We start from the raw sequence: 9,309 nt of genomic DNA, 5'->3' as shown, positions 1-9,309 counted from the left end.
CTCAAAACACTCAAAACACTCAAAACACTCAAAACACTCAAAACACTTAAAAAATTAACTTTCTTCCTGCATACTGCTTTTGATATTGATTTGTATTACCATTTGCTTTAACTTGTTTTAATACTATAAAAATTATGGCTTTCTATGTCTGCACCACAGGCCTATCAACGCAACAAATCTGATTTTGATATTTTAGTTGTTGAAGACGATACATTACTTAATGATCAAATTACTGAATTACTAGGCAATCAAGGATACTCTGTTACACAGTGTTTTGATGGTAATCAAGCGCTTGATTTAGCGGTTTCTCAACGTTTTAGTCTTATTTTATTAGATGTTATGTTGCCGGGCAAAGACGGTTTAGCAGTACTTAATATTTTACGTAGTTGTAATAACACCCCTGTAATAATTGTATCGGCAAAACATGCTGAAGAAGAGCGCATACTAGGTCTATCAGCTGGTGCAGATGATTACTTAGCAAAACCGTTTAATAGCCAAGAATTATTACTACGCGTAGATTCAGTACTAAGGCGCGTTTTTAAACAAGACACAAATACCCCTTACATTGCTAATATTGATGGACTTGAAATAGATAGCCTACAGCAGCAGGTTTTTCTGCATTGTGAGCTATTAGCTTTTACGCCTATTGAGTTTGCCTTGCTGCAAATTTTAATGAAAAACCAAGAACAAATACTGTTAAAACCTTTTTTATATCAAGTGGCGCTTAACAAGCGTTTCAGTCAGTACGATCGTAGTTTAGATATGCATATGAGTCGTATACGAAAAAAATTAAATAACGCCGGCTGGGATGGCAGCCGTTTACACACTGTACATGGGCAAGGGTACTGTATTAAATGACACGACGTTTATTTTGGAAGCTGTGCTTAATTATTGGTACTGGTGTTGTTGCTATGTTTTATTTAATTAATGTCGCGGTTAATCATTTTGAAAATGATATGAGCATGCTAAGTGACTCAAGCCGAGAAGAGTTAATTAATTGGCAAAAAAAGGCTGAGGTTATATTTGATCAAGGCGATATGAGCGAACTTGAGCGTTGGGTTGATGATTTACAACAACAAGAGAGTATTTGGGCTGTAATTGCTAAAGCCAATGTGATTGAGTTAGCAGGTAATCGTTCTCATCGTTATGAGTATACAGGGTATAACTTGGGGCGAAGTATTGATTGGAAAATCCATCTGTATTTTGAGCATGCACCCGTTATGCAATTACCCTTTAAAGATGGTGCAACTAGCCTTGTTGTGCAGTTGCCGCAAAGAATGCACCCAGGATCACTTTGGAATTTAACACGTTTGTCGTTACAAGTTTTATTGCCAATGCTGATATTGGTGTGTTTATCGATTGTGTTATATCGTCATATTATGCACCCTATTAAAGAACTCGACTTAGCAAGTAGGGCATTTAGCAAAGGAGACTTTAGTGTCAGAGTTCGGGAGCAGTTGGGCTCACGCAATGATGAACTATCTCAGCTAGCTGAAACATTTGATTTAATGGCAGAGCGGATCAGTGATCAAATTATGCATCAACGTGTATTATTAACTGATTTGTCTCACGAGTTGAGAACACCTTTAACACGTTTAGATATAGCAACTGACAATTTACTCACTCACAGGGAAAAGGGTGTAGAAGACACGCAAATCAAATTAGAGCGTATTCACAAAGAGTCACAGCATATCCGTAAGTTAGTGGATGACACACTTACGTTATCCTGGTTAGATAACGAGTCACCTCAGTTGCGCATCGAATCTTTGGATTTAGTCGATTTACTCGAAATCCTCATTGAAGATGGGCGTTTTGAGTACCCAGATAAACTTATTTCTGCTGACTTACCTAATCAAGCCCATATTGAAAACAGTAATCACAGAGCTTTAGGTCAAGCACTGGAGAATATACTTAGAAATGCACTACGTTACACACCCATTAATAAAAAAGTACGGATTAGCCTCATTGATTATAAACATGAATATAAAATTATTATTGCAGATCAAGGTCCAGGAGTACCTAAAGAGCATTTAAATACTATTTTTAGACCTTTTTTCCGGATTGATTCAGCTCGCTCATGCAACAGTGATAGCTTTGGTTTAGGGCTTGCTTTAGCACAAAGGCAATTACATGCGATTGCTGCAACAGTATGTGCTAAAAATGATACTGCAGGTGGTTTAGTAATGACTGTAACGGTTCCTAAAGGTGTATAAATTACATTTCATATTGTGTGCTTGTAAAACTGAGCAACGCTTTCTCGTCCTGTTCACGCCCTTACTTACATATTTTTAGGCAACTAAAGTAGGTTGCACCTAACGCGTCTTTGTATATGTCCTAAATGTAACAAATGTAAAGTTGCTATGCTTTTTATTAAAAGAAAATGATAATCCTTCTTATTTGCAATTAAGAAGGAACGTCCCCCTTGAAAAAATTAGCCTTAATGAGTGCCATTTGTGCATCATTTAGTTCACCTATATACGCGCAAGAACTTACTAAAAGTACAGCGTCTGTTGAAAAAATATCTGTAGTTGGTTCTGCAACTAATTTGAGTATTACAGCTGAAGAAATAGAACAATATCAAGCAAGTGATCTGGCTGACATTTTTCGACATTCACCTTCTGTTAGCGTGGGCGGCTCGGTAGGCGTTGCACAAAAGATCTATATTCGTGGTGTTGAAGATTCTTTATTAAATATAACGGTTGATGGTGCACAGCAAACATCAACGTTATTTCATCATATTGGTCGTGTAACAATAGATCCTGACCTATTACAGCAAATAGATGTGCAAGCAGGTGCCGGCGAAGCAACAAGTGGTCCTGGTGCGATTAGCGGCTCTATCCGCTTTAAAACTAAAGACGCGCAAGACTTACTTAATCAAGGTGAACAATTTGGTGGACGTGTTAAAGCAAGTTACTTTTCAAATGACGGTACGCGTTTAAGCACTAGTGTATACGGTAAATTAAGTGATACATGGGGCGTACTAGGATATTTCAGTACTGTGAATCGCGAGAACATGGAAGATGGTGATGGCGATACTATTTATGGTACGGCCGCCGATCAAGATATGATGTTTATTAAAGCCAGTGGTGAGTTAGCAGATAATCATCATTTGTCGGTAAGTATTGAAAAACGCGACGAAGAAGGGGATTTTTCAGCACGCCCTAACTGGGCGGTACAAGAGGGTGATGCTTTGTACCCAAGTGAAGCAGAGCGAGAGACTTACGTTGCTAATTATATATTTTCTCACAATAACTTATTGTATTTAGAGGCGACAGCATACAAAACCGAATCATCTTTTAATGGCGGCCGATTTGCTTGGCTTGCTGACATTGACACATATGGCTTAGATATTCGTAATACAAGTATTATTGATGAACATAAATTTGTTTATGGCATTGATTATAGAAACGATGAAGTATCGAGTGGGTCTGCAGCTGGTGCAAAAGAAAATTCAGAACAAGGCAGTGTACTGGGTGTTTATGCACAAGGTTATAGTGATATTACTCCACAACTTTTACTGAGTTATGGGGTGCGTTTTGATAGTTATAAGTTTAAACAAGACATCCTATTAGATGAATATTATGGGACTGCAATTACAGAAAGCGCATCGAGTTTAGACGACAATGAAGTGAGCTTTAATATCGGTTTAGCATACGATATTAATGATGCTTGGACAGTAGGGCTTGGGTATGCTGAAGCCGCGCGTGGTAAACAAATAGGGGATGGCTTTACCATTGATGGATATTTATATGACGGTTCAGATATTCCAGTAGCGGATGAAAGTTTAGTACCTGAGACCGTAGCTAATATTGAAGCATCCATAACGTACACTAATGAAAATTTATCCGCTAAGGCAAGTATTTATAATTCGTCTTTAGATGATGTGATATTTGAAGGGTATGAAGGAAACTCGGTTTATAACAATATAGGCACGTTAGAGACTAAAGGGTTTGAGTTTGACCTAGCATATCGTTTAAATTCATTTGATTTCTTCATTGGATTTTCAGCTACTGATACAGAGCTTGACCCACGTGATGGGTTGTACAGTGTAAGTTATGATGCAATTGATATTAATGGCTATGAGTTTGTCGGTTTAGGTAATAGCAGAGGCAATACATGGGTTGCCGGCGTTGATTACGATATTAACACCGATGCAAAGGTTGGTTTTAGTGTAATTAAAGTCGATTCACTCGATATTAATACTCTTCATCAAGCTGTTGACCTTGGTTGGACCGATTCTTTATATACCCTAAATAAACCAAGCTATACCACTGTTGATTTATATGGGCAGTGGAATGTGACAAATGCATTATTATTTAATGTTGCTGTTACTAACTTATTTAATGAGTTATATATCGATCATTCAAGTGTGGGTGATTACAGTGAAGTATTTGACACTGTTGTTGGTCCATACGAATCTGGGCGCGATATTCGCTTATCGATTTCTTATCAGTTTTAAGAATAAGTAACTTATTTTATGTTCTTAAAATTGTTTAAAAAGTGGGTCTTTTGGGCTCACTTAATTATAGGTTTAATCGCCGGTTTATTTATTTTTAGCATGTCGTTCACGGGTTTTTTATTAACCTATGAGCGACAGATTGTTGAGCTAGATGAAATGCGATTTACTGTAAAAAGCACCTATGCTCAACAGCGGCTATCGACTGATGATGTTGTAGATATTTTGCAAGAATCGCATCCGAGTCAATCACATATTTATATTCGTTGGGTAAATCGAGAAGGGGCTGCTATTCCTGCCTGGGCGGGAAAACATAGCTACTTATTACACCCTTATACGGGAGATGTTATTCGTGAAGGAGAGGGGCTAGCGGCTGGTTTTTTTCACGTTGTAACTGATATACATCGTTATTTATTACTGCATGGCGCTTCACAAGTGATTGGCAAAAATATAAATGGCTACGCTAATCTATTTTTTATCTTTTTATTACTATCGGGTGCTTATCTGTGGTTACCAAAGCGATTTAATCGCTCTGCATTAAAAGGATATTTATTACTAGCAAAGAGTTACAAATCATCACATCATCGAAATAGGCAGTGGCATTTAGTTTTTGGAATTTGGTGTTTACCGGTTTTACTCGTTTTGTCATTAACGGCTACTTTGTTTCATTTTGACTGGGCGAATAAAGCGTTATATGGCGCGTTTGGGCAAAACGTACCGGAGCGAGAAAAGCATCTACCAGTATTAGATTTATCGGCTGATAAAGTACCTTACGATGCTCTATTCCAACAAGCTCAAATACATGCAATTAATAATGGTGCCGCTGATTGGTATTCAATGTGGTTAGAATTAGGTGACAAAAAACACGAAGCACGTTTTTATATTGATACCAGTATTGGGAATCGTCAAGAATATGCGTATTCATTATTTTTAGATACTCACACGGGCGACGTAACTAAAACGTTTAAAAAATCGGATTGGACGCGAGGCGATCAAGCATGGGGAACATCTCGATTTTTACATACCGGTGAATACTTTGGTTTTTTAGGGCAAACATTAGCTGGTTTGGCATCATTGTTCGCATGTTTTTTAGTGTATACAGGCATAGTTTTAGCATGGAAGCGATTGATAAATAAGCGCTAATTTACACTTGTCGACGAGTATTTGATTGCTTGATATGTGCGATTTGATATATAACAATTTATTTTACACAAAAAAGCCAGCGCATTAGGCGCTGGCTTTTAGTATTCAAATGCTTACTTAGTTAATTAAGCCGCATCAGCTTCTTTTTTAACGCTATTACGCGCGGCTTTGCCTGCAAGTAAGTCAGGTGGGTCAAAGTCATCAACGTTAATAACATCTAAACGAGATTGCTCAACAGCAGCTAGTTTATCAGCCTCTGCTTGGCTTAATATGCCTGCTTCAAGCCCCATTTGCGCTACTTTATCAAGCTGGAAGAATGGCAGTTTAAGGCCTTTTTCTTTACATACTCTTTCAAATAATGGCTCAACAGCAAGTACGTCTTTAAGCGTTTGCTCTTGACGACCTACAAGGTTAAGCGGCTCATTTGTTAAGTATACATAGCTTGCTAAACGGTTACGCGTTTCGCTAGGTACTTGTAGTAGTTGCGCAAGTTTATGCTCAAGTTGGTCAGTTGGTTTACGAACCGGGCGACCAAACGGGAATAACAATACTTTTAACACGGCGCGTAGTGGAGCCGAAGGCATGTTATTAATTAAATCAGCAAGTGCACGTTGGCAATGGTAAAGGTGATCTTGGCAACTCCATTTTACTAGCGCAAAATCTTCTTTTTTACGGCCTTCATCGTTGTAACGCTTAAGCGTTGCAGACACTAAGTATAAGTAACTAAGTAAGTCACCTAAACGTGCTGAAATACGTTCTTTACGTTTTAGTGAACCACCAAATACTGCCATGCTAATGTCAGACATAAGAGCAAGTGATGCACTAAAGCGTGACGCTATACGGTAAAATTCAGCTGTTTCGTCGTTGTACGGCACACTTGTAAAACGAGCACCTGTGAGCGCAAGCCACTTAGTACGCACAAGGTTCGACATAGTAAAACCAATATGGCCCATTAGCGCTTTATCAAATACATTAAGCGCTTCTTCGCGGTCTTCTATTTCACATGCACCAAGCTCTGTTAGTACGAATGGATGACAGCGAATTGCACCTTGACCATAAATAATCATATTACGGGTCAAGATGTTTGCACCTTCAACGGTAATGGCAATAGGTGCACCTTGATAGCCACGACCTAAATAGTTATTTGGCCCAAGCATGATGCCCTTACCGCCAAGTACATCCATTGCATGAATAGTTGCATCACGCATTTGCTCTGTAAGGTGGTATTTAATAATGGCAGAAACAACCGATGGCTTTTCGCCTAAATCAACCGCACCCGTAGACATACTAACCGCAGCATCAGAGCTGTAAGCGTAACCAGCTAATTTAGCTAGTGACTCTTCAACACCTTCCATTTTACCAATAGGTAAACGGAACTGACGACGAATGCGGCTATACGCACCTGTCGCAATGGCAATCATTTTAATGCCACCGGCAGAGTTTGACGGCAATGTAATTGCACGACCAACCGATAAACATTCAACCAGCATACGCCAGCCTTGACCAGCCATATCTGGACCACCAATAATGTAATCAAGTGGTACAAAAATGTCTTTACCGCGAGTAGGCCCATTTTGAAATGGTACGTTAAGCGGGAAATGTCGACGACCAATTTCAACTCCAGGAGTATCCGTTGGTATAAGTGCACAGGTAATACCTGGCTCTTTATTGTCGCCAATTAAGCCATCTGGATCTTGTAACTTAAACGCAAGACCAAGTACGGTAGCAACTGGGGCAAGTGTAATGTAACGCTTATTCCACGTTAAACTAACACCCACAACTTCTTCACCATTCCATTGCCCTTTACATACCACACCGTAGTCTGGAATTGAGCTTGCATCAGAACCCGCTTCTGGCGACGTTAATGCAAAACATGGAATTTCTTGACCGCTCGCTAGGCGCGGCAAGTAATGATCTTTTTGTTCTTTTGTACCATAGTGTTGTAATAATTCACCTGGGCCTAAAGAGTTCGGTACACCAACAATTGACGAAAGTAATGTTGATTTACTTGTTAGTTTTTGAAGTACACATGACTGTGCAAATGCAGAAAACTCTAAACCGCCATATTCTTTTTTGATGATCATGGCAAAGAATTTATTATCTTTTAGATATTGCCATACATCTTGAGGAAGGTCGGTTAGTTCGTGCGTTGCTTCCCAATCGTCCAACATGCTACATACTACTTCAACAGGGCCATCAACAAAGGCTTGCTCTTCAATAGTAAGTTTAGGAACTGGGTATTGGTGAAGTTTTTTCCAATCTGGGTTACCGCAAAATAAGTCAGCTTCCCACCACGTCGTACCGGCATCAATAGCTGATTTTTCAGTATCAGACATGCTTGGCGTTACTTTTTTAAACGTAGCAAAAATAGGCTTGATGATATATTGCTGACGAAGGCCAGTAACAGAAAGAGGAACCGCGATGATCAAAAAGATCAACCAGCTAATTAAACCAAAAGCACCCGCAAAGGTACCAATTAATAAAGTAATAGCTGAAACACCAAGTGCTGTGTTCCAACTTGCTCTGTGGTAAATCGCAGTGCAAAGCAACACGATTAGAACCAGTGTAAATATGAGTGTCATTTTTATTCCTTAATAGAGGTCAGACCACCTCACTTAGAGTAGCGCTAGTAACAGTAATTTTCAAGTACATAACGATGTTAAATTGTAGTAGAAAGTAACTTAAATACGATATTTAATTACCCGACAGAGGAACGCTTAATTACTATCGTATAGTCAAAGCGTTAGCTGCAAGTATTGTTAACGTAAAAATAAATAAATCTAATAGCAAAATGACACTTTTTAAGTAAGTATAGTAATCATAGTGGGCTGTAAATTAGTGTACGCCTAATGTAAAAATATAACGCTATTTATTTTTAATGTATGGTTTTTAAGGGTTATTTTATTAATGTGTGAATTACTTGGCATGTCAGCCAACGTGCCTACCGATATTTGTTTTAGTTTTTCAGGCCTTTTAGAGCGTGGCGGAAACACGGGACCACATAAAGATGGTTGGGGTATTACATTTTACGAAGGTAAAGGCTGTAGAACCTTTAAAGATCCTGAGCCGAGTTATCAATCTGAAATTGCAAAGCTCGTCAAAGCATACCCCATTAAAAGTGTCTCGGTTATTAGCCATATTCGCCAAGGTAACCGCGGGAGAGTATGCCTTGAAAATACTCATCCTTTTACGCGAGAGTTATGGGGGCGCGAGCTTACCTATGCACATAATGGGCAATTATCTAATTATCATGATTTAAAAACAGAATATTATCGCCCAGTGGGGAACACCGATAGCGAACTCGCTTTTTGTTGGTTGCTTGATAAAATTCGCGAAAAATACCCAAAACGTCCAAGTAATATGGCATCGGTTTTTAGATACGCGGCTAAGCTCTCGCATACGTTGCGTGAAAAAGGCGTGTTTAATATGCTATTGACCGATGGGGTGTTTGTTTTAGCGTATTGCACTAATAACTTACATTACATAACGCGCCGTGCGCCATTTGGTAAAGCAACGTTGATTGATGCCGACATGGTGGTTGATTTTCAACAAGAGACCACACCAAACGATGTAGTAACGGTTATAGCCACAAGGCCTTTGACGAATGACGAGCGCTGGCAAAAAATGGAGCCAGGAGAGTTTGCATTGTTTAAAATGGGTGAGCTAATTTAGCGCTAAAGCTTTAAATTTCACATAAAAAAACGCGATTA

At 39.0% G+C, this 9,309-nt stretch carries 6 protein-coding genes; 5 read left to right on the top strand and 1 reads right to left on the bottom strand.

Translation table 11 applies throughout. The features are described from left to right. Positions 1-144: 144 nt before the first annotated feature. From GQR46_RS05705 to GQR46_RS05690, 4 genes are all read left to right on the top strand, one after another. Positions 145-858: a response regulator transcription factor gene (locus GQR46_RS05705; protein ID WP_165740361.1), complete on the top strand. Its 714-nt coding sequence runs from the start codon at positions 145-147 to the stop codon at positions 856-858. Then, positions 855-2,213, top strand: a complete 1,359-nt coding sequence (locus GQR46_RS05700) for a histidine kinase sensor domain-containing protein (RefSeq protein ID WP_165729290.1) — start codon at positions 855-857, stop codon at positions 2,211-2,213. Before GQR46_RS05705 ends, GQR46_RS05700 begins: the two co-directional genes overlap by 4 nt. Before the next feature lie 209 nt (positions 2,214-2,422). Continuing rightward, positions 2,423-4,459: a TonB-dependent receptor gene (locus GQR46_RS05695; RefSeq protein ID WP_165740359.1), complete on the top strand. Its 2,037-nt coding sequence runs from the start codon at positions 2,423-2,425 to the stop codon at positions 4,457-4,459. An 18-nt stretch (positions 4,460-4,477) separates the two neighbouring features. Then, entirely contained in the window at positions 4,478-5,599 is a 1,122-nt protein-coding gene (locus tag GQR46_RS05690) for a PepSY-associated TM helix domain-containing protein (protein ID WP_165740358.1), read from the top strand. Between the two features lie 125 nt (positions 5,600-5,724). On the opposite strand, the gene fadE is transcribed toward GQR46_RS05690, so the two are convergent. Beyond that, a complete protein-coding gene (fadE, locus tag GQR46_RS05685; protein ID WP_165740355.1) occupies positions 5,725-8,181 on the bottom strand; it encodes an acyl-CoA dehydrogenase FadE in 2,457 nt (818 codons plus the stop codon). A 325-nt stretch (positions 8,182-8,506) separates the two neighbouring features. Between fadE and GQR46_RS05680 the strand changes: the two genes are divergently transcribed. Next, positions 8,507-9,271 (top strand): class II glutamine amidotransferase, encoded by a 765-nt coding sequence (locus tag GQR46_RS05680; protein ID WP_165740353.1) that lies wholly within the window; start codon positions 8,507-8,509, stop codon positions 9,269-9,271. Positions 9,272-9,309 lie beyond the last annotated feature (38 nt).

The organism is Pseudoalteromonas sp. Z1A6 (assembly GCF_011378745.1).
Taxonomy (GTDB): domain Bacteria; phylum Pseudomonadota; class Gammaproteobacteria; order Enterobacterales; family Alteromonadaceae; genus Pseudoalteromonas; species Pseudoalteromonas arctica.
Note: the sequence above shows the minus strand (reverse complement) of the source record. Positions and strands in the feature narration are given on the sequence as shown.

What these genes read in the sequence shown, in the direction of transcription:
- GQR46_RS05690 (WP_165740358.1), top strand. Translation starts at nt 4,478, where the DNA reads ATGTTCTTAAAATTGTTTAAAAAGTGGGTCTTTTGGGCTCACTTAATT.
- GQR46_RS05700 (WP_165729290.1), top strand. Translation starts at nt 855, where the DNA reads ATGACACGACGTTTATTTTGGAAGCTGTGCTTAATTATTGGTACTGGT.
- GQR46_RS05705 (WP_165740361.1), top strand. Translation starts at nt 145, where the DNA reads ATGTCTGCACCACAGGCCTATCAACGCAACAAATCTGATTTTGATATT.
- fadE (WP_165740355.1), bottom strand. Translation starts at nt 8,181, where the DNA reads ATGACACTCATATTTACACTGGTTCTAATCGTGTTGCTTTGCACTGCG.
- GQR46_RS05680 (WP_165740353.1), top strand. Translation starts at nt 8,507, where the DNA reads ATGTGTGAATTACTTGGCATGTCAGCCAACGTGCCTACCGATATTTGT.